Here is a 24319-nt window from a genome sequence, read left to right on the forward strand (position 1 = left end):
TCTCATTAGTCGTCATTTTTTTCCTCCAACTCCATAAAGAGCCATATTATCGGGGTTTTCTCCACTAATTAGACCAATAAAAATTTCAAAGATATTCGCTAGTTCATCAACTTTTTCATAAAAGTAAAGCAAAATAGATTTCATATGCATTAATCCATACATAAAGAAGCTTTGTTCTTTATGTTCATGCTTTAAAATATCGATAGGTTTTTTCTTAGCTTTAAGAATGCCAATAAAATAACTCCATACAAAAGAGAGTGAGATTAAGCCAAAGAGCAAAGTAATCTTTTTACGGTCAGTCAAATGAGTCTCTTCAAGGTTAAAACCTCTTTTTTTTAATGCACTAAAAAGCACTTCAATTTCCCATCTTTGCTTATATATAGCGATGATACTCTTCTTTTCAACATTTGATACCACAATGATTAACTCACCTTTTTCATTTTTTGCACCAGCTATTCTTAACCCATCAATACCATACATTACATACTTTTTTTAAATGCAAAAAGCCTTTATTTGGTACTTTTGCAAAAAGAGTTGATACTTTTTTACCATTTACCAATGTATTGTTTCTTACTCTTATTACAAAGGGGATCTCTCTTCTTTGAAGCCAAGCAAACCACTCTTTTCCTATAAACTCTCTATCTGCTAAAAGCACTTCAATCTTTTCTACTCCAAAAAGATTGATAAATTCTTTTACTATTCTAATCCTATCCCTGTAACTACTATTACCTCGCTTCTTATCTAAAAGATACCATAATATCGGTACCGCTATACCTTTATACTTCACGGCTAATACCAAAATATTGATATGGGTTTTACCAAATTTCCAATTGGTCCTATCCATGATTAAAGTCCACTTCTCACTCTTTGGTAAAAAACTTGCTAACAGCCTTGCAAACACTCTCCTATCAAACTCAAACTTTTGAAAAAATCTTGTTACTCTTCTATAGTTCGCTTTATCTTCGAGCTTTGAGTTTAAATAACTGGCTAATCTTTTTAGATTTACACTCCTCTCTTGTATAATTGCCATTATCAAAGCTACTATGACATGAACCCGTGCTTTATGCCAACCTGTCAATTCTTTGATTTTAAGCTCTAATTTGATACGATCTCCCTCTATTTTGTTTACTTTTTTCATAACACTATTTTATCAAAACTCCATTCTCTGTGGAGTTTTGACGACTAGTGAGAAAAAAAATAATATAAATGAGATAGTCCAATTTTTAAAAGAGAATAGAGAAAAAATAGTAAAAATATGGGTAAACAAAAATAGTGTAAACCAGATACTTTCAAAATATGGTATTGGACAAGACTCTTTCAGTACTAAAGTTGCAGTTAAAATCATAGACTATTTTATAGAAGTTTTACAACAGCAAAAACCTCCTGGACATTGTCCTGTAATGAATGATTTTATAGACTTTATGTTTGAAAAAAATATTTCTATAAAAGAGATTTTTTTAATATGTATGGGCCTTAGAAGAGCTATTTTTTCTCTCATAGCAACTGTGGGCAAGATTCAAGAAGATAAAGATTGGGTTATTGAAATCTTTTCTGAATTGTTCGATCAAAATCTTTCTGGCGTATTAGAATACTATGAAAGTTTACTATTTCAAAGTAAGTTAAAACAATATAAATGTATTTCTATTGAAGAGTATATACAACGTTTAAATACTATTCTAAATTTACAAGATAGTGCAGTTTTTGAGATAGAACAAAATAAGCTTTTAGTTGCCAATAACAATTTTTATGAGCTTGTCGGAGTTTCTGATCAAAATGAATTTATGCGTATTTATCCTGAAGTTTGGAATTTTATAGAGAGTGTTAACTGTTTTAATGAATTGTTTAATGCAAAAAGATATGATGATTGGATTGAAAAAATTATAAGTGAATGCAATGGAAAATCTATAGTTGAGCTATTTAATTACAGTTCAAATCAAAAAATAGAGATGGAGATGAGTATTTGTTCCAGCAAATCAGGTATATATGCTGTTACACTGCAAGATATTTCAAATAATTGTACAGAATTATCTTCAATGATGGATCTGGTATATATAGATGATATGACACAAATGCCAAATATACGAAAGTTTGACGAAGTCATTACAATTTACTTGAGTAAATGCAAAAAGGAACATCAAAAGTTTTTTTTAATTTTGATAGATATTCATAGTTTTAGCGACATAAGCGAAGTTTTAGGTAGAAATACTGGAGATTATATACTTAAAAAGTTTGCTAAAGAAGTTTTAAAATATTTGGACTCAGATCACTTTTTTGCGAGAATAGATGGAAATCGTTTTGCAGTTTTAAGTAAATTAGAAACATATGATGCTGCTGAGTCATTGGCTAAAAAAATTTTATCTGAGTTACACTCTATATCTTATAATAATGGATCACAGGCAAAAGGGAATATGGCAATTGTTTCGTGTCAGCCAGATGATACTATTGATAGTATGATGGATCGTGCAGATAGGGTTATACAAAGAATTGCTGATTTTGGAAATGATGCGATAATGGATGATAGATTGACTATAGAAGAAGATAGAATGATAAAATCTGCATCAAAGCAATTTTTGGCTCAATGTAAATATATTTATGACAAAGAGGGTTTTTTAGATGTAGTGAACTATTTTATGGAAGTTCCAATTGACTCTAAAGCCAAAATAATAAAAATTGATGATAAAACTATTTATATTAAACTACGTAAAGTTGCAATTCATGCAATAAATAAAAATAATTTTATCTATATAAAGACTAAAAAGAGACCACATTTTAAGGCTTGTATTAAAGATTTGGACAAAGAGAAACTTTGGGTCAAGCTTGAAAATTTTATACCTCTTCTCTCTTCCCCTTTAGATAGAAAATATATTCGCGTAAAGCTTATGCCAGCAATAGAAGGAATTTTAAAAAAAGGTAGAATGCAAATTTTAGTAGAGATAGATACAATATCTGTTGACTCTTTTTCTCTTTCAATGGTAAATATACCAGATATTAAAGTGAAAGATTCAATTGAAATTGAGACAATATTACGATGGGATGGTCGTATGGAAAAAGTTATTATTTCAGGAGTTGTCTCAAAGATTAAAAAAAGAGGTTTAAACATAATAATAGAAATAGATTTAAAACACAATAAAATAATTGAAGATGTAGTTTCTCCTTTTATTGCACATAGGCAGATGGAAATTATAAAACAGTTAAGAGAGACAATACTTTAAATTTACACATTTCTTCCACAATACATAAATATACTCATATAAAAAAACATATAAAAGATAGGAATTATTATGATAGTCAATAATATTTCTCGTAGAGAATTTATAAAAAGTGCCGCAGTATCAGCTATTTTATTAAGTAAAAGCAGTGCAGTTGCAAATGAAACTAAACGTAAATTTATTGAGCGAAAAGATAGTGTTATTCTTGAAGGAAAGGAGTTTCATCTTACTATTGATGAGACAGTAGTAAATATTACAGGCAAACCAGTTATTGCTACAACTATAAATGGTATGTTGCCAGCTCCTACTCTTAAATGGAAAGAGGGAGATGAGGTAACTATACATGTAACAAACAATCTTCCTGTTAGCAGTTCAATTCATTGGCATGGAATTATTCTTCCTTTTCAGATGGATGGTGTTCCAAATATAAGCTTTCCAGGAATAGCTCCTGGTGAAACATTTACATATCGTTTTAAAGTACAACAAAGCGGTACATTCTGGTACCACTCACATAGTGGTTTTCAAGAGCAAACAGGTATGCATGGAACATTGGTTATAGAGCCAAAAGAGCCTGAACCGTTTGAGTATGATTGTGATTATGTTGTTTCACTCTCTGACTGGAGCGATGAAAAGCCTGAAAATATATTTCGTAAACTAAAAATTCGCAGTGACTACTATAACTTTAATCAGCGTACAATTGGCGATTTTTTTGAAGAGGTAAAGTCTAAAGGGTTTATGGAAGCTTTCAAGATGCGCAAAATGTGGAATGAGATGCGTATGAGTGAGCGAGACCTTTCGGATGTTACCGCTTATACCTATACCTTTTTAATGAATGGTAAAACAGATGAAGATGATTGGCACGCACTCTTTAAAAGCAGAGATAAAGTAAGACTTCGTTTCGTCAATCAGTCTGCAATGACAATATTTGATGTAAGAATTCCAGGGCTTAAAATGAAGGTAGTTGCTGCAGATGGAAATTTTGTTCAGCCTGTAGAAATAGATGAGTTTCGCATAGGAGTTGCTGAGACATATGATGTTATTGTAGAGCCTGAAGATAGAGCTTATTGTATTTTTGCCCAAAGTATTGACAGGTCTGGTTTTGCAGCAGGTACATTAGCTCCTAAACTTTCAATGACGGCAAAAAGACCTTCTGTTGACAAAATTCAACCTTTGATTATGGCTGATATGGGAATGGGTGACTGGAAGAATTCTTCTTCAGTACAGAGTGCAATGCATATGGACCACTCTGCTATGAGTATGTCTGCTAAAAATAGTGAAGCTGAGTATCCTATTACGCCGCTTCCTATAAAGTGGGGAGTGGGAACAACTATGCGGGCTAAAGATCCACGGTATAGACTTGATGATCCAGGTGTCGGGTTAAGAGATAATGGTCGCAAAGTTCTTACTTATGCTGATCTGAAAAACTTTTACTCTACAGCAAAAGATCCAAAACCAGATCGTGAAATTATTCTTCATTTGACTGGAAATATGGAACGATTTATGTGGTCTATAAATGGAATATCATTTTCAGATGCTAAACCTTTGAAATTTAATTATGGTGAGCGTTTGCGTATAACTTTTATAAATGACACAATGATGAATCATCCTATGCATCTACATGGTATGTGGAGCGATTTGGAAACAGGTGATGATAACTATTTAGTTCGTAAACATACAATCTTAGTTCAACCTGGAAGCAAAATCAGTTTTCGGGTAACTGTAGATGCAAAAGGTGCTTGGGCTTTTCATTGTCATATGCTTTACCATATGCCGGGAATGTTTAGAAAGGTAGAGGTGGTGTAATGAAAAAATTTATTTATCTTTTATCTATTTTCAGTTTATTGGCAAAGAGTTTGTTTGCAGACATGAATGATGATCCTTTAAGAGCTACTCTTTTGATGGATCGTCTTGAGGTACAAGATATAAAAGATTCTATTGTTACTTGGGATATTTCGGCTTATATTGGCAAAGATATTGATAAGTTGTATCTTTACAGTGAAGGGTCTAAGTCATCAGAAGAGAGTGAAGTTCAAAATGAGTTGGTAGTTAGTAGAGCTATTACACCTTTTTGGGATTTGCAAGGAGGAATAGAACACGATAAAGCTGAAAGTGACAGTAAAGTTTGGGGTGTTATAGCACTTCAGGGATTGGCTCCATATTTCATAGATACACGTTTAAAAGTAAAGATAGGTGAAGATAGTGTAGGAGTCAATTTTGATTTTGAGTATGAAGCACTTATTACTCAAAAATTGATATTGACACCAAGATTTGAAATGGAAGCATATAGTAACAATGTACCAGAAATAGGAATGGGTTCAGGGCTTTCATCATTGAGTTTTGGTTTAAGATTGAGATATGAGTTTATAAGAGAATTTGCCCCATATATTGGAGTTAACTACTCAAATAGTTTTGGAGAGACAAAAGAGGTATATGGAGGAAAAGATAGTTTAAATTTCATAATTGGTGCAAGGATTTGGTATTATTAGATTAGATTTCAACAATACAGATCTAAGGGCACGTTAAAATGAAGAAGTTAAATAATTTATCAAAAGAAGAGTTGATAAAAATAATAGAAAGACTTTTTGATAGTTTAGTAATAGACCCAACATATAAAATATACTCTAAAAGCTTTGCAGTTGAGTATTTGAAAAAAAATATAGCTATATATAAGAGATATAAAAAGATAAAGTTAACAATTATTCTTTTTCCTTTTGACTCTCATGTTATTCCAAAATTAAAAAATCTTTTAAGAGCAAGTGATTTAATAGCAAAATATGATGAATTGTTTTTAATAGTGTTAATGGATACAGGTACAGTAGGAACTTTGAAGGTATATAAGAAACTTAGTAATCTATTTGGTAAAAAAGGTAAGATTATTGAGGTTAAACAAGTTGACACATTCAGTGACATTTTAAAGGAGATAAATAGAAGTAGTACAGGATTGTGTTAAAAATTTAATTTATTTTGATTTACATAGTGATAAAATGAGGTAATTGTATTATTTCATAATTTATGAGGATATTTGATGATTTCAAAGGTCTATGCTAGTAATAAAAATTCACTGTCTTTATGCATGGACGAGCTTCGCAAAAAAGAGTTAGATGACTTTGAGAATGGATGTGATTTTTACTTTTTTGCAATTCACCCATCGTTTCCTGTTGATGATATTGCACCAACAATAGAAGATTTTTTTAAAACTGAAAATTATGCTGCTTTTCATGCTCTAAATGCATTTAATGATAACCAGATAAATGATATTGGTATAGTTATGTGCTGTATTAAATTTCAAAAGAGTGGCAAAGCTAAGACATTTTATATTGAAGATATACATAATAACCCGGAAAAAGCAGCAAAAGAGTGTGTTAATTATTTTCATAACAATAAAGATCATTTTCATTTAATTTTTGCAGGTTTAGCTGAAGGAACTTTTGGTTTTTTTCTTGAAAAAGTTTCTGAAAATATTGATCATGGATTAGCGTCTAATATAGTTGGAGGTATCTCTTCAGGTAATGAACAAAATGGAGAGGTACTTACATATCAGTTTACTGATGGGAAAGTCATTAAAAATGGGTTGCTTATTGTAACTTTTGAAAATATTGAAGCTGCTATTGAAATCTCTTTAGGGTTTAAACCATATGGCATTACTTATCAGGTAGATTATGCAGATGGTTATAACTTATATAGTGTAAATGATGGCAAAAGTTTTGCAGAAGTTACAAAAAGGTTGCTTAAAGGAATAGATAATCCAGATATTCGGTATTTATGGTATGCCCCTCTTTATATATTGGATGAAAATGATGGATATGTAGCAACATTAAGAACTGTGGCTGGAATAGAGGGAGATCATGTAAAACTTTATGGTCCTATTAAAAAAGGGGATCATTTTAAATTATCTTTCGCAGTTCCCGAAGATTTGCTAGAAGAGAATATTTATGCTGCAGCTAGGTTAAAAAAGAGGGTTACCAAACCTGAGTTATCTTTTGATTTTTCTTGTATGGCAAGACAGTATGCTATGGAGGATAAGCAAAAAGAGGAGCCAATAATATATACAAAATCTTTAGATTCAAATCTTTTCGGTTTTTTTACATATGGTGAAATTGGTCCAGATAAGAAGTTTAAAAAGCTTAAACTATATAACGAAACTTCTTTATTGGTAGCAATGAGGGAAAAATGAAAGATAAAATAAAAATACGACTTTTAAAGAATATTTTGGCAGAGGTTACAAAACAGTATGATGAGGTTATTGATGCTCAAAATAGAGAGTTAAAAGAGCATTTTGAAAGAGCTGTTAAAGATCAGTTGACTGGTTTGTATAACAGATACTACCTGTTTGAGTATGCGAATAAGTCATTACAAAAACTTGAAAGAGAAGGTAAAAGTGCCATTGTAATCTTTTTTGATCTTGATAATTTTAAATATGTTAATGATCAATATGGTCATAAAGAGGGTGACAAAGTTCTTGGAGAAGTTGCTAAAATTTTAAAATCTGTATTTAGAAACTATGATATTGTTGCACGATTGGGTGGAGATGAGTTTGCTATATTTATAGAGAGTCCTATTCAGCAAAATGGGGACAATAAAGAGATTGAAAAACTATTATCTATTGTTGTTAAGAGGATAGAAGAGAATTTTAATGAGTATAATATTTCAGCCTCTTACGGAAGTGCTATGTTTCCCATAAATGGCAAAGATTTGAATGAGCTTATTGAATTTGCAGATCTACGAATGTATGATAAGAAAAGAGAGAAGAAAAAAGCTAAAAATTAGGCTTTACACTTCTACTATGATTTTTTTAATAGTTGAGCATTAACTGCAACAACAACAGTGCTGACAGACATTAATACAGCACCTACAGCTGGTTCTATTATTATACCCCACGGTGCCATAACACCAGCAGCAAGTGGGATAGCTACAATATTGTAACCACTTGCCCACCAGAGATTTTGTACCATTTTTCTGTATGCAGCACGACTCAAGCGAATAGCATGAACTACACTCAAAAGATCACTTTTGGTAAGAATAATATCGGCACTGTCGATCGCAATATCGGTTCCAGCTCCAATAGCTATGCCTATGTCAGCTGTTAGAAGAGATGGTGCATCATTAATACCGTCACCTACCATTGCAACAACTTTTCCTTGATTGTGAATCTCTTTAATGATATTAAGTTTTTCATCAGGAAGAAGATTTGCTTGATAGTTGTCAATCCCGCACTCTTTAGCCACCTCTTTTGCAACCTCATCATTATCGCCTGTTAACATCCAAGTCTCTATGCCTAGCTCTTTAAGCATTTTAATAGCTTCTATTGAAGTTTTTCTAATTGTATCGGTCAATAAAATGACACCGATAACCTTACCATTAACAGCGATCCATACTTTTGTTGACTCAATTTTCTCATAAGGTTTAAGTTTTTCGGGAAGCTTGAGTGATTCTTTGCTTAAAAGTTGTGGTCCACCAACCATAACTGGCTCTCCATCAATTATTGCTTTAGCACCAATACCTGGATAAGCAGTAAAGTTTTCAGCTTTTTTAGGCTCCACACCTTTGGACTTTGCATACTCTACTATTGATTGTGCAATTATGTGTTCTGAGTTTTGCTCTATTGAGGCAACATAGCGAAGTAGGGTAGTTTCATCATCAATTGCAATGACTTTGTGAACAGCAAGTTTTCCTTCTGTAATAGTTCCTGTTTTATCGAAACAGATAGCTTTTATATCTTTTAGAGTTTCAAATGCTTGTCTATTTCTAATTAGAATACCCCGTTTTGCTGCCAATGATGTTGTAATGGCTACTACAAGTGGTACTGCCAATCCCAATGCGTGAGGACAAGCAATAATTAAAACAGTAACACTTCTTAAAACAGCATCTACAGGAGAGACTATTACCGACCAGACTGCAAATGTAGTGGCACCTACACCAGTTGCTGTGTAAAAGAGCCATCCTGCCGCACGGTTGGCAAGGTCTTGTGTATGTGACCTGCTGTGTTGTGCCTCTTTTACCAGCTCTATGACTTGTGATAGATAGCTCTCTTGCCCGCTTTTAGTAATTTTTATATAAAGTGCACCATCAAGATTGGTACTACCCATAAATACTTGACTGCCAGGTTTTTTGTAGATGGGTTTAGATTCGCCTGTTAAAAAGGCTTCATCTGTCATACTTTCACCTTCAATTACTTCACCGTCAGCCGGTATCTTTTCTCCTGGTCGAACGAGAATAGTGTCACTTTTTTGAAGCAGATCAATGGTAACCTCTTCAAGAGAACCATCTTTACATACACGCATAGCATTTTTGGGCATCATTTTAACAAGGTCTTGCAGTGCATCAGCTGCTCCAAGCACGCTTTTAGCTTCAATATAGTGACCAATAAGCATAATATCAATCAAAGTTGCCAATTCCCAAAAAAACTCTTTTCCTCCAGGTATAAAGAGTGCTAATGTAGAGTAGAAGTAAGCAACACTAATAGCCATGGCAATCAGTGTCATCATACCAGGCTTTCGTGATCTAATCTCATCAACTGTCATTGTTAAAAACGGCTTACCTCCATAAAAATATATGAAGGTTGAGAGTGCTAAGATTATAGTACCACGGTATGGTACATATAAAGTAAAGCCGAACCACTCTTGTATCATTGGTGAAAGAAGTAAAATAGGTACTGTTATAATAGTTGAAATGATAAAACGTCGTTTCATATCTTCCATATGATGAGTATGTTCCATCATATTATGATGTTTATGATTATGACTACTATTCATTTTTCAACTCCTTATTTTTAATAATAAATAGTTAATGTGTAAAAAGTGTGGAATGGTTAATATGTAGTATCTTGCTATACTTTCATTATGAAAAAAATTATTCTTTTATATATTTTTATTATAAGTGTTCAGTTTTTGTCTGCCGATACCATTCGCCGTGAACGTGTCTTGATGGGGACATATGCTTTTGTCATAGTTGATGCAAATGATTCACAGATAGTAAATACTATATTTGCCAGAATGAAGCAAGTTGAAGAGTCTCTTTCAAGTTTTTTAAAAGAGGGTGGTGTTTTAAAACTCAACCGTAAAAGAAAGGGAAAGGTTGATGATGACCTTTTTGAAGCAATAAATTTATGTAAAAAACTTTACAGTGAGACGAATGGTTACTTTGACTGTACTATTGGATCTATTACAAAACAGCAGTTTGGTTTTGGAACAGAAAATGAGAAAATCCCTTCTTCTGCTTCAATTGCACAGTCAAAGGTAGGGATGGATGGTGTGCATATGCATAATAGGAATGTTTGGCTAGAAGATGATATCTATCTTGATCTAGGTGGTATGGGCAAAGGTTTTGGTGTCGATAAAGCAGCCGATATTTTAAAAAGGGCAGGTATTACACAAGCTATTGTTGGATTAAGTGGCGATATTAGATGTTTTGGATCTTGTAGTATTGCTATTCAGAACCCTTTTGATGAAGGTGCTGTAGGAGAAATTAATATTGCTATGCAAGAGACGGGTATAAGTACAAGCGGCATCTATCGTCGATTTGTTAAAACCAAGGATTATAATCACTTGATTGATCCAAAAAGAAGACGCAGTGAAAGGCTCTTTGCATCTGTAACGCTTGTTGCTCCATTGCCTAATGTATTACTTGATGGCTGGGCAACTGCAATTTCTGTTATGCCTGCATCTTTGGCTTTGAAATTTTTAGATGCCCACCCATCAGTTGAGTATCTTCTTATTGGTACTAATGGGGTTGTTCTTAAAAAGGGCAGAAACATTCGATACACTGCACACTCTCTTAGCGGATTTATCCTTCATCCTTCACTTTCGTTAAAAGAAAAATCGAAATGGCTGCAAAAGTTATTGTGATTACTGATACTGATACTGATTTAAGCAAGATGCTCTCAGAAAAAGTTGAGAATGCATCTATAAGGATAAATAGATAAATCATTGGAATAATGCTTAAAAGCAATCTGCTTGATATGCTATTTATAAAGAGAAAAAAGTGCAACAGTATGAATGCTACACTGCCCATACCAATAAGATGCGGAACAGCAATTTCAAGCCAAGTCTCCAATGAGACATACCGCAAAGCTGATAAGCCATTGGTATGCAAAAAAAAGAGCCATGCTCCGCTCAATACCAGTGTGAGGCTTAGAAGGGCTACCCATCCTGCAATGTGGCGATAGAGTTTTTGTCTCATAATTGATGTACCAGATACCATAATGTTTTAAGAGCCATCCAGCCACCAACGGTATGCCATAGCAGTGAGGTAACCACCCAGCCCCACACGGCAGGCATCCCCCAAAGCGAAATGAGTAGGAGTGAAATTTGTGCAATCAGGGCTGTAGAAAATAGTACCGCAATAGGGAGTGCCTGCCGTCTAGAGCTAGGTACAATACGTACATAAGCACTAGCTGTAATAGCTAATACAATCATTGCAAAAAATAGGTTTATATGTGCACGAAGCAGTATTTCATCAAATGGAAGAGGGTCAATGAACTCCTCTTCATTTCCTGCAACTGTTTGTAAAATATCACCTGGCTTCCATCCTAACTGAATTGCTTCTAAAAATAGATGTCCTGTTAAAAAGAGTATAATCAGTACCATTATTCCGCCAATCATCCAGCGTATAGCAATACTTTTATTTAAGTCATTTGTAACTATAAATCTCATTATTTACCCTTAATTGCAATATCAAATATAGCCAATGCCAACCTTGCTCCTTCTGTAACATTTCGTGCTGAAAGAGTAGCACCAGAAATTGTAGGTACATCTCGACCTACACGCAAAGGATGATTAAGATTTTTTCCTTTTAGATTATTGATCCACTTCTCTTTTGGCTTAAATTCGGGTGGTTCAGTAAAAGCTAGAATTTCAATCGCTTTTATTGTGCCTGTTTGATCTATCATATATAAAACAGCTGCTTTTTTAGTGCGTACTTTACGACTAAGTACAATGCCATAGCAATATGTTTGACCCTCTTTGTTTGCTAAATATAGGCGTACAATTTTGGAATGCAACTTCATATGCGCTTTTGCTTCAATAGCTTTTGCCTGTTTTTTGGTAAGCAACATACTCTTTTTAATAAGTGTAACACTGCTTCCACATTCACCTTTGATAATTGATTCAATATCAATCCCTTTGGCATGTAAAAGAGGGCTCAAGATGAGCCCAATAAAACTGATTTTAAAAAATGAAGCCAATACCAACAGAGAGGGTCTCTTCTTCATCACTTCCATCATTTCTATCCTTTATCTGATAATCAGCTTTGAGTACAACCTGCTCATGCGGATAAAAGTTTAGACCAAATGTAATATTTTCAATATCATCCAACTCACCTATACCGCTTACAGTCTCTTTTACAGGATTATAGTTTTCATATTGGACAAAAATAGGCAGACGATACTTGTTATTAAAATGAGACATAATGTCATATTCGGCAGTTAGGTAATATCCTTCTGCTTCTTCAACTGCATCAGGTCCAATTTTTTCAGCATCATCTAACATTGCTTGAGTAAAAAGCCCTTTTAGTGTTACTGCTTCATAACGATATATTGCATGCAAATCATAAATAAAGAGCGATGTACCATTTACATTATCTATATCACGGTTAGAGCCGTTACCATAATAGGCTGATACTCCAACAGTTAGTCCATCTATGCTGCTATAATCAAGCCGTCCTGTTACTGCGACTTTACCCATAGGTGCCTTTTCACTTGAACCCCAGCGTCCATTTCTTAGCCACTTAATATTGCCGATTTTGGTATCGTCACTATTTACATTAAGTGCATTAATAAATCCAAGGTGATAAGTAAGCGAAGGCATACCTAATTCACCATAGACAATGACACCCGTTTCATGCCAAGTGCTTGGTATGATGAGAGTCTCTGTCTCTGGTCTTTGAACAGTAGGGAAGAGTGTAGGTTCATGTCTTTGGTTAACAAGTCCCATTGGCACGAGTTGGTTACCTACACGTATATTGTAGTTATTGTCGAGTAAAAAGTCTAAATACATAAACTCAACTGCTACTTCATTTCCGCCATGTTCAAATTCTAGTTCGGTATTAAGCACAATCCAGTCATTAAACTTATAACCTATATATGGAACGAAGCGATAAACATCCGTTATTGCTGTTTTGTCACTGCTGTCTGCCCAGTACATTTCACCATAACCACCTATTGAAAGAGGGTTTTGTGTATAGTAAACTTTTGAAGCAGCTGCTCCCAATCCGCTATGACTTTTGGTTATGTCAACTGCTTGAAACAAGCCCTCATTTTGAAGAGCTGCTAACTCTTCAACTACAGTTGCAGATGCCTCTGCTGTCTGCTTTTGCTTCTTTTCCAGCTCTGCTAGACGCTTTTGCATTTGCATCATTTGAGCTTTTAGATCTTCAACTTCACCTGCTTGCAGTGAAAAGGGTAAACTCGCTGCAAATAGTATGGCTGTTGCTTTTGTTTTTACTTTCATTTATGTTTCCTCTCCTTAATATTGAAAATGAGTATCATAATAGTAAAGCTTTTAGCCTTAATTTTCCATAAATGATAATCATAATCAAAAATATTTTATCAGATAAGTGTGTAAAGTTTATGTATTGAAATGAAAGTAATTATTTGTGTTAGTTAAGTTAATTTATTTTGTAATTTATTTAATTATGTGCTATTATTGTGAATAAAACTTTAAATTATATATGTTTTAATTTTAAATTAATTTTTATTGCTTTATCACTCTTTTTTATATCTATATGAAAACTAAATTAGAAGGATAGTTTGAATGGGACGAGATAATATTGATGAATCCACATCTTTGGCAAAAAGGAACTTACTGGAGTTACTTTGTTTTAAGCTCTTAAAGAATGGTGTGATTTTTGCAATAAATGTCTTTAAAGTAAGAGAGACAGTAAAGTTTACAGATCTTACGGAGTTGCCAGGTGTAGATGAAGCCATTGAGGGACTTTTAATCTTAAGAGAAGAGATTATACCAGTAGTTGATCTTAAAAAGTGGTTATATGGAAGTAGAGATCCTATTGTCTTAAAAGATAATGGTATTGAACCTGATGATAGTGAACGTCAAATTATAGTTTGTGAATTTAATCAAACAATAATTGGTATTAAAATTTATAAAGCTGAGTATATTATTAGAAAGAGTTGGAATGACATTATGGTTCCAATAGCTGAAAGTGTAGGTGCTAAAAGAAAAATTAGCAACTATACAAAAAATGATGAAGGTGAAATTGTTCATATTGTTGATGTTGAACAGATGTTGAGTGATATATTTCCTGAATTAGATAGAAAAATAGAAAATGAAGCTCAGTATGTGCAATCTTTTGAAGTAGATGAAGAGAAGATGGTTTTAATTGCTGAAGATTCAAAAGTAGCATTGAAGTCATTGACTAATGTTTTAAATAAACTTGGTGTTAAATTTAGATCTTTTGAAAATGGACAGTTATTACTTGATTATATTGATGCAAGAGGTAGTGATGTAGGTAATATAGGACTTGTTATAACTGATTTAGAGATGCCTGTTGCATCTGGTTTTACTGTAATTAAAACATTAAAAGAGAATAGTAAAACTGCTCATATTCCTATTATAGTTAATTCATCAATGTCTGGTAAATCAAATCAAGATATGGCTAGAGAACTAAATGCAAATGGATTTATGCCAAAGACGAAACCAGAAGAGATTGCAGGATTTATCAAAGAGTTTTTAGGAAAAGAGAGTATTGAAATACTTGCTGATAGTTAAAGATATTATGGATATGAAAATAATAACAAAGTATTGGCTCGGTATAACTCTTTTGATATTGGTTGTTGCTGCTAGTGTAATGATTTATATTAAACTTAATCCTAAAGATTTGCCATCGTATTTAATAGAAGGTAGTGGACGAATTGATGGTGATTTAGTGAATTTAAATACTAAATATCCAGGACGACTTGAAGAGATTTTTGTTGAAGATGGTATGCCTGTAACAAAAGGTACGATAATTGCAAAGCTCAATAGTGAAGAATTTAAAGCGCAAAAAAGATCAGTTGAAAGAGAGATTGAAGCTAAATACAAAGAGTTAGAAGCTTATAAAACAGATTTAGAGATCTCAAAAGTTATAATACCTCAACTTTTAGAAAAGGCTAAAAATAGTTTAAAAGTCAAAGAGGCACAAAAAAGAGAGCTATCTCAAAATATTGCATTGCAAAAGGCGTTATTGGCTCAAGATGAAAGAGATTTAAAAAGGTTAGAAAACCTATATTCTCAAAATCTTATTCAAAAAGAGATGTTAGAGAAGGGAAAATTAAAGTATGACATTGATCTTCATAAGCTTGAAGCTCTGCAACAAAAGATGTTACAGATAGATGAAGCTATTAAAATAGCTAAAAGTGATCTTAGAGATGCTCAAGCAACACAAAAGAAGATTTATGTGTTAAAATATAATATTGAAGCATTAAAAGATGGCATAAAAGCACTTGAAGCAAAAAAAGATCAGATTGAGGCTATTTTGGCTGAGATGATGCTTCGCTCACCTATAGATGGATTTATTGTTGAAAAGATTGCTAATACTGGAGAGGTAGTTGGTACAGGAATGCCGATTGTAACACTTATAGATCCACATACTCTATATTTAAAAATATTTTTAGACACTATTCAAAACGGTAAAATAAAGCTTCACGACAAAGCAGTAATTTTTCTTGATGCATTGCCAAATTACCCTATAAAAGCAGAGGTAGTACGAATTGCTCAAAAAGCTGAATTTACCCCAAAAGAGGTAAGTGTAAGAAGTGATCGAATTCAGAGAGTTTTTGCTGTTTATCTAAAACCGTTAAAAGTTGATCCTCTTTTAAAATTAGGTATACCGGCTATAGGAGTTATATCTCTTAATGGAAAAGATTTGCCTAAATCATTAAATGAAATTCCAGTGCAATGAAGATAGATCGAAATATTGTAGTATTAGGCTTTGTAAGTTACTTTACCGATATGGCATCGGCTATGATAAATCCTATTTTTCCCATATTTTTAGTTACTGTTTTGCATCAGGGCGTAGATAAACTTGGAATAGTTGTAGCTGTTGCAACTTTTGTATCTTATGCTCTTAGACTTATTTCAGGGTATATATCGGACCGTTATGGTGTAGTTAAACCTCTTGTTGTATGGGGTTATGCCTTTTCAGTATTTTCAAAGCCATTAATCGGTTTAAGTCAAGACTATAAAAGTGTAGCTGTCTTAAAAGCTGTTGAACGTTTAGGAAAAGCATTGCGTTCAGCTCCAAAAGACTCAATGATTGCTCATTACAGTCCTAAAAAATTGACTGGTAAAACATTTGGATTCCATAAAACTCTTGATATTGCTGGTGAGCTTAGTGGAACTTTACTTCTATTTGCTACTCTTCTCTTTTTTGGTCAAGATGAGACTGTTATAAGAAATATTTTCTATGCAACGCTAATTCCTGGAATTATAGGGCTAATTCTTGTCATATTTTTTGTTGAAGATGTTCCAAAAACTCCTAAAATAGAGCAAAAAAGTTTTAAACTTACCTCTAACGATAAAAAGGCTCTAAAAGATTTGATCTTCTATTTTCTGTTTCTTCTTTTTATGTTCAATGAAGCTTTTTTTACAATGCAAGCTAAAGAGGTTGGTATTGCTGTTGTACTTATTCCACTACTTTATGTAGTTAGTACTTTTACCCAAACATTGACCAGCTACATTTCTGGAGCATTGGTAGATCGTTTCGGTTTTAGTTATGTAATGCTAATAGCGTATCTTTGTGGAGTAGTTGCTCAACTACTTCTTTGGTTTGATAAGCCAATTTTCACCTGGATTGCCTTTATGTTTATGGGGCTTTTTACAGTAGCTTCACTAAATGCAAATAGAGCTATGATAGCTAAAGTAGCTGACAATCGTGGTTCAGTATATGGTATTTTTTATGCTTCTGTTGCTCTTTTGGGAGCTATTGGAGCAGTTGTTTCAGGTTTTATATGGGAAAAGCTTGGTATAGAGTCTGCTTTAATGTATGCTCTTGTTGGTACAGCGGCAATCTTTTTGCTTTATGTATTAAAAAGAATTGCAGAGATAAAAAGTAATGCTAACTCTTGAAGTTAGAGATGTTACAGTTTTTCATAAAGATGTTGTTGGAATTAAAAATGCCTCATTAAAGGCTAAAAATGGTGAAATTATTGGTTTTATTGGTGCAGATGGAGCAGGTAAAAGCTCTTTAATGCACGCTATTTCAGGCATAAAGCAATTTATAGGAGAGATTGTTTTTGATAATTTTTTTTATAGGTCTGTAAAAGATGCTGAACCGATTAAAAAGCATATTGGATTTATGCCTCAGGGAATAGGTTTGGTATTGTATGAAACTCTTACTGTAGAAGAACATCTAAACTTTTTTGCAAATATACGAGGGATCAGACAAGATAAAGAGTTTATAGAATATAAAAATCAGCTGCTTCATATGGCCGGTTTAAGCAGTTTTACGGATCGAAAAGCTATGAACCTTAGCGGTGGAATGATGCAAAAGCTCTCTTTAATTTGCACTCTTTTACACCGTCCGAAACTTCTTATTTTAGATGAACCAACTACAGGAGTTGATCCTTTAAGTCGCTTGGAACTTTGGGAAATACTTGATGATATACGTAAAAAAGAGGGAACAATAGTTTTAGTCAGTACTGCTTATATGCAAGAAGCTGAAAAGATGGATCAAATACTTCTTTTTGATGAGGGTGAAATAATTGCTACAGGTACAAGTAGTCAGCTACTATCTTATGCTGAGCCTTACAGTTATGAGCCAGTATCTTGTTTTAGCGAAGAGTGTATTGAAACTGGTCTTTATACATATAGTTTAAACAGACTAAATACTCCAAAGAAACGACCTAATCTTGAAGCACTCTTTTTTATTAATGCTTTACAAAAAAAGAGAAAAGTTCCAAAGATTAGAGTTGGTTTAAGAGATGATGATATTAAAATACCAGAAACAGTTATGGAAGCAAAGGGGCTTACAAAAAATTTTGACAGTTTTGTAGCTAACGATAATATAGATATGACTTTAAAAAGAGGAGAAATTTTAGGACTTCTAGGGGCAAATGGTGCTGGAAAAACTACATTTATAAAGATGTTGTTGGGACTTTACCCAATTGATCAAGGGAGTTTAACAATACTTGGTCATCAGATTAAAAGCTTTAAAGATCGTCAAGCTCTAAAAGCACACATAGGGTATGTAAGTCAACACTTTGCTCTCTACAAAGATTTAACAGTTCGGGAGAATCTTCTATATTTTGCAAATATGCATAAAATTCCTATTAAAGTAGCACTTGAGCGAATTCAACGTTATGCGGAAGAGTTAAGTTTTTCTGAATATATGGATCTTTTTCCTACAGAGTTGCCTTTGGGAATAAATCAGCGTTTTTCTATTGCTTCAGCACTTATACATGAGCCTGTAGTACTCTTTTTAGATGAGCCGACATCAGGAGTAGATGCAATAGCACGCAGTCAATTTTGGCAAATATTGCGTCAACTTAAAGAGGTTTGGGGAATTTCCATTCTAATAACAACTCATTATATGAGTGAAGCTGAATTTTGTGATAGAGTAGTTCTTCTTAAACAAGGTAAAAAAATTGCTGATGACTCAGTAAAAAATTTCTACAGACAATTTCCTCATACCAAAAGTTTTGAAGATATTTTTCTTCAACTATACAAGGGTCAAGAATGAGGTTAGGCATTATAAAAGCCTATATGTTAAAAGAATTTATTGAATTGATAAGAACAAAACTTATAGTAATGGTCTATCTAATGCCTAGTATGATCCTAATACTTTTTGGGTATGGCATTAAAATGGATGTAACTCATGTGAGAACAGTTATTATTGATAATGATCAAAGTAAACTTTCTCAACTACTTACAGCTAAATTTGAACACTCTAAATATTTTGATACTACAGTTTCATATATGAGTGAAAAAGAGGCACTTCATCTGATCAAAAAGGCTAAAATTGATGCTATTGTTATTATACCGTCATCTTTTCAGCGTCATCTGTTGCAAGGACAAAAGAGTGAGATAGGAATCTTTATAGATGCAGCTTTTCCTACTAGAGGCTCTACTATAGAGAGCTATATTCAAGGCATTATTCTTGATACAGCTTATGAAACTGCCAAAAAAGTAGGTATTGAGCCAGAAGGAGTGATCTCTGTTAACTATAGAACCCTTTTTAATCAAGCTATGAGAGATGAAGATGCCATTGTCCCAGGATTGATTGGTTTGGTGCTTTTAGTTGCACCTGCTATTTTAGCGGCTCTACTCATTGTAAAAGAGAAAGAGAAAGGAACTATTTTTAACTTCTATGCTTCACCACTTAGTAGAGGTGAGTTTCTTATAGCAAAGGCTATGCCTGTTTTTTTGCTACATTCAATAAATGTATTTATTCTTTTTTTTATTTCAGTTTACCTTTTTAAAGTACCTTTTCGTGGAAGTTTTGCTCTCTACTGGTTTACATCTGAGATATATATACTGATTAGTCTTAGTATAGGAATGTTGGTTTCTATTATTACAAATCGTCAAATTGTTGCAGTAGTATTGACTGTTATAATTACCATTATTCCAGGTTTTCTCTACTCTGGAATTTTGATGCCTATCTCTTCAATGGAAGGGGAATCATTTTTTGTAGCACACACTTTTCCTGTAATGTATTTTAATCATATTATTTATGATACTTTTTTGATTGGTCAAGGTCTTGCATCTAAAAAATTACTACTCTATATTTTGATTTTAATCTTTTATCTATCTACTCTAATTACACTGGGGACCACTCTTTTGAAAAAGGAGTTGAAGTGAGTCGCATATTTTTGACTATATTAAATAAAGAGTTCCTCAGTTTTTTACGCTCTATTGGCTTGGTTATTGTTGTTCTTTACTCATTTACAGAAGATATTTATATTTCTGGTGCAGGTATTCAGATCAAACCTCGCAATGTCAAAATAGGTTATGTAGATAATACGGGTGGAGGAATTAGTCAAAAACTACTTTCTCATCTGCATCCACCTGAATTTATGCCACCTAAACGCTTTAAATCGCAAAGAGAGCTTAATAGAGCAATTTTTAATAAAGAGATTATTGTAGGCCTTATCTTTGATGAGGAATTTGAGAAAGATTATCGTCAGGGTAAAAAAGCTCAATTAAATCTTTTACTTGATTCAACAGCTGCAAGTCAGGCGTTTACAACATTGAGTTATTTACAAAATATTGTTTTAGATTTTTCAAATCTTAATCTTCCCATTGAAATCAAGTCTCATAAACTCTTCAATCAAAATAGTGATAACCACTCTTTTATGGCTCTAACAGAGATGCTTTCTGTTATTACTCTTCTTATAGTAATTCTTACCGCCACTGTTTTTGTTAAAGAGAAAGAGGATGGTACTTGGGACATAATGCTTTTAATGCCTGTTGATCCAAAACTGATCATTATTGCAAAATCTTTCTCTCAAATACTCATAGTTATAGCAGGAGTAGTGCTTAGTTTGGGATTTGTTGTTCTTACTATTTTTGATACTCCAATAAACGGATCTTTTTGGGCATTTATTTTACTAACTTTTTTATATCTTTTTTCCGGTGCTGGAATAGGTCTTTTTGTTGCGGCTGTTAGCCGTAATGTTATGCAGGTAGCTCAACTTTCCATAGTGATCATGATGCCTCTAATCTTTCTAAGCGGAGCATGGACTCCCATATATGCGATGCATCCAATTTTGCAGGCACTTTCTGTTTTTTCTCCTTTACGGTACTATATTGAGGGAACAGAAAGCATCTTTTTTAGGGGAACAAACTTTTTTGATCTATATCCATACTTTATTGGTGTATTAATTTTAGGCATTATTTTTTATTGGTATGGATTTAGAAAAATTGGTAGGCTATTTTAAAAATTAACTTTTATGTTAGTTTAATTAATAACTATAATCTCTTCAATATAAAGAGGTTTGCTTAAATAATATCCTTGTAGTAAGTCTGTACCAAAATGAGAAAGCAATTCAACTGTTTCTTTATTTTCTACAAACTCTGCTAAAGCTTTTATTTTAAAAATTTTACACATTTGAGTAACTATTTGTACAATTTTTTGTGACTCTTCTTCTTTATCTAAATTTGCTATTAAAGATCCATCTATTTTTAATACATCAACAAGCCCTTTATTTATCATATTTACTACAGTTTTTAAAGATGAATACCCACTTCCAAAGTCATCGATTGCAAATTTTATATTATGAGCTTTATGAATCTCTTCTAATGCGTCAAAGCTTTCTATTGCCTGTTGCTCTGTTATTTCAATTAGAAGATTATTTTTTCCATAGATTTGAATAAAATTATTTAAAGCTTTCAAATAACTACTGTCAGTTAAACTTTGAGGAGAAGTATTTATAAATAGTTTTCTTTTTGTAGATAATATCCAATCTTTTTTTTCCAATATAGCATTTAATACGAGTTTGTCTAAATCACTGATCCTGCCTATTTGGTATACAGTATCTATAAATACCCCTGCTGGTATAAGTCTGTTTTTATCTTTAAATCTTGCTAGAGCTTCATATGCATAAATCTCTTTTCCATTGTTTCTGTAGATTGGTTGAAGCATTATATCAACCATTTTATTATTTAACTTCTCTTCTATATACTGAATATTGTAATAGTGCTGTTTTAGCCACTTTTGTAATTCTTCTTTTTCTGCTTGTTCATATGCAAAATAGAATCCGTTATTTTGCTTACTCTTCTCTTTTAAATGCAATAATATTCTAATTAACTCATATTTTTGATATTTAATATTTTTGTCAAACTCTAAAGATGCTATATTTAAACTTGTGTTACAATTTGGAAAATCTCTATTTAAATTATTAGTTAAATCTTGTGAAATACTCCTAATTTCTAATTCAAACTTTTTAGGTTCTTTGTTTAAAGAGAGTAAATAGAAATTAGAGCTGATAGCTCTTACTACCAGAGACTCTTCTTGATCTTCTTTTACTCTCTCTTTTAAAAAACTTTCTATAGTTGTTAAAATATTGTCTACTTTATTCTCACCATATTTTATATTTAGCTGTTTTAGATTTTGAACATCAATCATAGATACTATGATATTTTTATCACTATACTCTAGCATTTCAACCAGTTTAAAAAAACTCTTTTCTAAATCTATATATGTTAAATGATATAGATCTTTTAATAGTGAGAAGAACTTTTGTAAATTCTCATTAAACTCTTTAAAAACAAATAGAGCTTGCGTATACTCTTTTGCTATAGTAAGTCTATATAGTGCCTCAGCATTATTGTGAAGTATTTTATGTAAAAGTTCCAGCTGCCCACAAAGTGTTGCATCCATGCAAACCATTAATGATTCTGGATATTGCATCATTTTTGTAAAAGTACAGTTACTAGCACTCTCATTGGGAAAAAATTTAAAATCTTCTTTTAAGATTGCATCAAAAATTTTTTTAACCCAATCTATGTGTACATTATATAGAGGAAACTTATCAAATTTTGAACTTGTTAAGTATCTATTTTTATTAATCTCTTTTTTTAAATATATATTTGCAACTAAATTTAACATATCATCAAATATATACTCTATAGTAAGCAGTTCATCTTTAGTAATATCAAGCTTTAAAATCTCTTTTAAAAGAGTTTTTTTTAAAAGTTTAATGTAGTAATCAATAACAATATATGGAATGTCTAACTCTTGATAAAACTTTTTACATTTTTCAATAGAAAATTTTTGCTTATTATTTAGTTTATACTCAATAAACTCAAGTAGTAAACTCTTTTGCTCTTTAAAGTATGGTTCTATGTCATTTTCTGTTAAATCAAACTCTGTTAAATCATAATCTTTCTCTTCTCTTTGACTCAATTCATCATATAGCTCAGAAGTCAATTGTAAAATTTTACTTTCCATATTTTTAACCCGGATTTATTTTATAATTTTGTTTCATCTTTCATATCATCAAGCAGTCTATACATAGTATTGCTTTCATTCTCAAGACTTTTGAAGTCATTAATAGAGTTTTTCATATTAGAATCCATTGCATTATCCATATTTCTTTCAAATCTGCTTTGTGATGATTGAATATCTTGGTAAGCTTTTGTCTTTTCAAAAGCTTTTTTTCCAGAGTTGTTGTACTAGCTATTAAAGCTATTTTTCCCACTATCTGTAATATGTTTGCTGTTTCCTACAAGTTTTTCTTCATATCCTCTGATTTTAAATAGAAAGTTATTGATTTTTTGTTGTAGAGCCGATATTGAGTCTGCAAGATTATGTAATTCATTAATTGTTTTAATATCAATTTCATAAAGTTTATCAAAACCAATTTTAAAATTATTCATAAACTCTTCCATAAAACTTATAATATCATCTAAATGTTCAGCTCCTTCTGACATTGTTGCACTGTTTTGTTTGAGCAAGTTGATACTAGCTTCTACTTCATTTGTAGCTTTTTGAGTTCTTTCTGCTAATTTTCTAACTTCATCGGCAACGACGGCAAAACCTCTGCCATGTTCTCCTGCACGAGCAGCCTCTATTGCAGCATTTAATGCTAAAAGGTTTGTTTGGTCGGCAATATCTTTAATTAACTGAATTATTTCTGCAATACTAGTAACACTCTCATTAAGATTTTCAGTATTGTCTCTTGTACTTGTTGCAAAATTAATTAACTCATTTATCTGTTTGATAAAGTTATCAAAATTATTGCGTAACTCTTCAATTTCACATTTTACCTCTTTAGTTGTTTCAGCCATTAATCTGAGTTTTTCTACATTTTCATTAGAGTTTTCAGCTATCTCTTCTATATTTTTTACATTCCCTATGAGCATATCGTCAATAATTTCTAATTTATGACTCTGCTCTTCTGTAACAGAACTTCTCTCTTCTAATAAACTTTTTTGACTTAAGACCTCTTCTAGTTGCCTTTTTAAGTCACTATTTTCTTCTATTAACTGTTTTATCTCTTTTTGTAACTGTTCAATCTCATCTTTTTTTGCATTTGAAAATAGTGCCATTCTTAATCCTTTCTTTTATAGATTTAGTTTTTTAGCCTTTTTTTGCTCATACATTCTTTGATCTGCAAGCTGTATTAAATCTTTTAGATTATCGGTCTCTAAAGGATATATTGCCATACCATAAGATATAGA

The 24319-nt window shown here is 32.3% G+C and carries 21 protein-coding genes and 1 pseudogene; 14 read left to right on the forward strand and 8 right to left on the reverse strand.

Annotated features, from left to right (window positions below; translation table 11 throughout):
- Positions 1-12: 12 nt before the first annotated feature.
- Complete coding sequence (locus tag BM227_RS13370) at positions 13-480, reverse strand: transposase (RefSeq protein WP_092912215.1); 468 nt, start codon at positions 478-480, stop codon at positions 13-15.
- Positions 467-1138, reverse strand: coding sequence for a transposase (locus BM227_RS13225; RefSeq protein WP_092912213.1), 672 nt, complete (start codon positions 1136-1138; stop codon positions 467-469). The genes BM227_RS13370 and BM227_RS13225 overlap by 14 nt, the downstream gene beginning before the upstream one ends.
- A gap of 37 nt (positions 1139-1175) precedes the next feature.
- Between BM227_RS13225 and BM227_RS09335 the strand changes: the two genes are divergently transcribed.
- The 6 genes from BM227_RS09335 (at position 1176) to BM227_RS09360 (ending at position 7976) form a co-directional block, all read left to right on the forward strand.
- Positions 1176-3212 carry a GGDEF domain-containing protein gene (locus BM227_RS09335; protein ID WP_092913300.1) on the forward strand — a complete coding sequence of 679 codons (2037 nt, stop codon included), beginning with the start codon at positions 1176-1178 and terminating at the stop codon, positions 3210-3212.
- A gap of 69 nt (positions 3213-3281) precedes the next feature.
- Positions 3282-5012 (forward strand): copper resistance system multicopper oxidase, encoded by a 1731-nt coding sequence (locus BM227_RS09340; RefSeq protein ID WP_092913302.1) that lies wholly within the window; start codon positions 3282-3284, stop codon positions 5010-5012.
- Entirely contained in the window at positions 5012-5695 is a 684-nt protein-coding gene (locus BM227_RS09345) for a copper resistance protein B (protein ID WP_092913304.1), read from the forward strand. Before BM227_RS09340 ends, BM227_RS09345 begins: the two co-directional genes overlap by 1 nt.
- Before the next feature lie 38 nt (positions 5696-5733).
- Positions 5734-6159, forward strand: coding sequence for a hypothetical protein (locus BM227_RS09350; protein ID WP_092913306.1), 426 nt, complete (start codon positions 5734-5736; stop codon positions 6157-6159).
- A gap of 75 nt (positions 6160-6234) precedes the next feature.
- Positions 6235-7383 (forward strand): FIST C-terminal domain-containing protein, encoded by a 1149-nt coding sequence (locus BM227_RS09355; RefSeq protein WP_092913308.1) that lies wholly within the window; start codon positions 6235-6237, stop codon positions 7381-7383.
- Positions 7380-7976 (forward strand): GGDEF domain-containing protein, encoded by a 597-nt coding sequence (locus tag BM227_RS09360; protein WP_092913309.1) that lies wholly within the window; start codon positions 7380-7382, stop codon positions 7974-7976. Before BM227_RS09355 ends, BM227_RS09360 begins: the two co-directional genes overlap by 4 nt.
- 14 nt (positions 7977-7990) lie before the next feature.
- On the opposite strand, the gene BM227_RS09365 is transcribed toward BM227_RS09360, so the two are convergent.
- Positions 7991-9961, reverse strand: a complete 1971-nt coding sequence (locus BM227_RS09365; protein ID WP_218147938.1) for a copper-translocating P-type ATPase — start codon at positions 9959-9961, stop codon at positions 7991-7993.
- 87 nt (positions 9962-10048) lie between these two features.
- Here BM227_RS09365 and BM227_RS09370 point away from each other — a divergent pair, with 87 nt between their 5' ends.
- Both BM227_RS09370 and BM227_RS09375 read left to right on the forward strand, forming a co-directional pair.
- Positions 10049-11053 (forward strand): FAD:protein FMN transferase, encoded by a 1005-nt coding sequence (locus tag BM227_RS09370; protein ID WP_092913311.1) that lies wholly within the window; start codon positions 10049-10051, stop codon positions 11051-11053.
- 89 nt (positions 11054-11142) lie between these two features.
- Entirely contained in the window at positions 11143-11373 is a 231-nt protein-coding gene (locus BM227_RS09375; RefSeq protein ID WP_092913314.1) for a hypothetical protein, read from the forward strand.
- Positions 11374-11383: 10 nt separating this feature from the next.
- Here the strand turns inward: BM227_RS09375 and BM227_RS09380 are convergent, their stop codons facing one another.
- Genes BM227_RS09380 through BM227_RS09390 form a run of 3 tightly spaced genes read right to left on the reverse strand, consistent with a single transcriptional unit; the run spans position 11384 to position 13654 of the window.
- Complete coding sequence (locus tag BM227_RS09380; protein WP_092913317.1) at positions 11384-11860, reverse strand: hypothetical protein; 477 nt, start codon at positions 11858-11860, stop codon at positions 11384-11386.
- A complete protein-coding gene (locus BM227_RS09385; protein ID WP_218147939.1) occupies positions 11860-12417 on the reverse strand; it encodes an FMN-binding protein in 558 nt (185 codons plus the stop codon). The genes BM227_RS09380 and BM227_RS09385 overlap by 1 nt, the downstream gene beginning before the upstream one ends.
- The gene (locus BM227_RS09390) at positions 12374-13654 is read right to left on the reverse strand and encodes a porin (RefSeq protein WP_092913321.1); all 1281 of its coding nucleotides are present in this window, start codon (positions 13652-13654) and stop codon (positions 12374-12376) included. The genes BM227_RS09385 and BM227_RS09390 overlap by 44 nt, the downstream gene beginning before the upstream one ends.
- 303 nt (positions 13655-13957) lie before the next feature.
- Here BM227_RS09390 and BM227_RS09395 point away from each other — a divergent pair, with 303 nt between their 5' ends.
- From BM227_RS09395 to BM227_RS09420, 6 genes are read left to right on the forward strand one after another with little or no spacing between them, the layout of a single operon-like run.
- The gene (locus BM227_RS09395) at positions 13958-14929 is read left to right on the forward strand and encodes a chemotaxis protein (RefSeq protein WP_092913323.1); all 972 of its coding nucleotides are present in this window, start codon (positions 13958-13960) and stop codon (positions 14927-14929) included.
- Between the two features lie 13 nt (positions 14930-14942).
- Positions 14943-16100 carry an HlyD family secretion protein gene (locus BM227_RS09400; protein WP_092913339.1) on the forward strand — a complete coding sequence of 386 codons (1158 nt, stop codon included), beginning with the start codon at positions 14943-14945 and terminating at the stop codon, positions 16098-16100.
- A complete protein-coding gene (locus tag BM227_RS09405) occupies positions 16097-17266 on the forward strand; it encodes an MFS transporter (protein ID WP_092913324.1) in 1170 nt (389 codons plus the stop codon). The genes BM227_RS09400 and BM227_RS09405 overlap by 4 nt, the downstream gene beginning before the upstream one ends.
- Positions 17253-18878, forward strand: coding sequence for an ATP-binding cassette domain-containing protein (locus tag BM227_RS09410; RefSeq protein WP_092913326.1), 1626 nt, complete (start codon positions 17253-17255; stop codon positions 18876-18878). Before BM227_RS09405 ends, BM227_RS09410 begins: the two co-directional genes overlap by 14 nt.
- Positions 18875-19996, forward strand: a complete 1122-nt coding sequence (locus tag BM227_RS09415) for an ABC transporter permease (protein WP_092913328.1) — start codon at positions 18875-18877, stop codon at positions 19994-19996. Before BM227_RS09410 ends, BM227_RS09415 begins: the two co-directional genes overlap by 4 nt.
- A complete protein-coding gene (locus BM227_RS09420) occupies positions 19993-21075 on the forward strand; it encodes an ABC transporter permease (protein WP_092913330.1) in 1083 nt (360 codons plus the stop codon). The genes BM227_RS09415 and BM227_RS09420 overlap by 4 nt, the downstream gene beginning before the upstream one ends.
- Positions 21076-21095: 20 nt before the next feature.
- On the opposite strand, the gene BM227_RS09425 is transcribed toward BM227_RS09420, so the two are convergent.
- Both BM227_RS09425 and BM227_RS13375 read right to left on the reverse strand, forming a co-directional pair.
- Positions 21096-23087: an EAL domain-containing protein gene (locus tag BM227_RS09425; protein ID WP_092913333.1), complete on the reverse strand. Its 1992-nt coding sequence runs from the start codon at positions 23085-23087 to the stop codon at positions 21096-21098.
- A gap of 224 nt (positions 23088-23311) precedes the next feature.
- Positions 23312-23758 (reverse strand): annotated as a pseudogene (locus BM227_RS13375) (methyl-accepting chemotaxis protein); the annotation flags it as partial.
- Positions 23759-24319: the final 561 nt, after the last annotated feature.

Origin of the sequence: Hydrogenimonas thermophila, from assembly GCF_900115615.1 — a bacterium.
In the GTDB taxonomy this organism is placed as follows: Bacteria; Campylobacterota; Campylobacteria; order Campylobacterales; family Hydrogenimonadaceae; genus Hydrogenimonas; species Hydrogenimonas thermophila.

Coding starts and splice junctions, on each gene's coding strand:
- BM227_RS13370 (WP_092912215.1), bottom strand. CDS start 480: ATGTATGGTATTGATGGGTTAAGAATAGCTGGTGCAAAAAATGAAAAA.
- BM227_RS13225 (WP_092912213.1), bottom strand. CDS start 1,138: ATGAAAAAAGTAAACAAAATAGAGGGAGATCGTATCAAATTAGAGCTT.
- BM227_RS09340 (WP_092913302.1), top strand. CDS start 3,282: ATGATAGTCAATAATATTTCTCGTAGAGAATTTATAAAAAGTGCCGCA.
- BM227_RS09345 (WP_092913304.1), top strand. CDS start 5,012: ATGAAAAAATTTATTTATCTTTTATCTATTTTCAGTTTATTGGCAAAG.
- BM227_RS09350 (WP_092913306.1), top strand. CDS start 5,734: ATGAAGAAGTTAAATAATTTATCAAAAGAAGAGTTGATAAAAATAATA.
- BM227_RS09355 (WP_092913308.1), top strand. CDS start 6,235: ATGATTTCAAAGGTCTATGCTAGTAATAAAAATTCACTGTCTTTATGC.
- BM227_RS09360 (WP_092913309.1), top strand. CDS start 7,380: ATGAAAGATAAAATAAAAATACGACTTTTAAAGAATATTTTGGCAGAG.
- BM227_RS09365 (WP_218147938.1), bottom strand. CDS start 9,961: ATGAATAGTAGTCATAATCATAAACATCATAATATGATGGAACATACT.
- BM227_RS09370 (WP_092913311.1), top strand. CDS start 10,049: ATGAAAAAAATTATTCTTTTATATATTTTTATTATAAGTGTTCAGTTT.
- BM227_RS09375 (WP_092913314.1), top strand. CDS start 11,143: ATGCTTAAAAGCAATCTGCTTGATATGCTATTTATAAAGAGAAAAAAG.
- BM227_RS09380 (WP_092913317.1), bottom strand. CDS start 11,860: ATGAGATTTATAGTTACAAATGACTTAAATAAAAGTATTGCTATACGC.
- BM227_RS09385 (WP_218147939.1), bottom strand. CDS start 12,417: ATGAAGAAGAGACCCTCTCTGTTGGTATTGGCTTCATTTTTTAAAATC.
- BM227_RS09390 (WP_092913321.1), bottom strand. CDS start 13,654: ATGAAAGTAAAAACAAAAGCAACAGCCATACTATTTGCAGCGAGTTTA.
- BM227_RS09395 (WP_092913323.1), top strand. CDS start 13,958: ATGGGACGAGATAATATTGATGAATCCACATCTTTGGCAAAAAGGAAC.
- BM227_RS09400 (WP_092913339.1), top strand. CDS start 14,943: ATGAAAATAATAACAAAGTATTGGCTCGGTATAACTCTTTTGATATTG.
- BM227_RS09405 (WP_092913324.1), top strand. CDS start 16,097: ATGAAGATAGATCGAAATATTGTAGTATTAGGCTTTGTAAGTTACTTT.
- BM227_RS09410 (WP_092913326.1), top strand. CDS start 17,253: ATGCTAACTCTTGAAGTTAGAGATGTTACAGTTTTTCATAAAGATGTT.
- BM227_RS09415 (WP_092913328.1), top strand. CDS start 18,875: ATGAGGTTAGGCATTATAAAAGCCTATATGTTAAAAGAATTTATTGAA.
- BM227_RS09425 (WP_092913333.1), bottom strand. CDS start 23,087: ATGGAAAGTAAAATTTTACAATTGACTTCTGAGCTATATGATGAATTG.